The organism is Streptomyces sp. SID5785 (assembly GCF_009870065.1).
In the GTDB taxonomy this organism is placed as follows: Bacteria; Actinomycetota; Actinomycetes; order Streptomycetales; family Streptomycetaceae; genus Streptomyces.
In genome coordinates, this window is sequence record NZ_WWIA01000918.1 from 1 (window position 1) to 497 (window position 497).

A 497-nucleotide genomic window follows, 5' to 3' on the forward strand; every position below is an offset into this window, starting at 1 on the left:
GGCCCGCAGCGTCCCGCGGCAGGCCGGCCGCAGGCTCCGCAGCAGCAGGCCCCGCAGCAGCCGCTGCGCCCGCAGACTCCCGCCGCCGCGCCCGCGCGTCCGGCGGCGGCCGCCGACTCCGGTCAGGACCAGGCGGCCTGGCGGCAGTCCCCGAACGACGAGCTGATGCGTCAGGCGGAGCGGGTGCGCAAGCCCGCCGCCGGCGGTGTCACCGTCTCGGGTCTGCCGCGTCGTGTCCCCCGGGCGAACCTCGTGGCGGGCACGGCACAGGAGCAGCAGCAGAACCAGACCGGTCCCCAGGTCTCGCGTGCGCCCGACGACGTGCGCGGACGGCTGACCAATCTCCGTCGGGGCATCCAGCAGGGTCGTCAGGCCGGTGGCACCGGTCAGACGGGCAGCTACCCCCGCCCCACTCACCAGCAGGAGCGCTAGTTGAGCCAGATGAGCCAGGCGGCACAGAACCTGAACTGGTTGATCACCAACTTCGTGGACAACAC

The 497-nt window shown here is 73.6% G+C and carries 2 pseudogenes; both read left to right on the forward strand.

The features are described 5' to 3' along the window. Window positions 1–432 (forward strand): annotated as a pseudogene (locus GTW43_RS30100) (hypothetical protein); the annotation flags it as partial. Next, a pseudogene (locus GTW43_RS30105) lies at window positions 433–497 on the forward strand (roadblock/LC7 domain-containing protein); the annotation flags it as partial.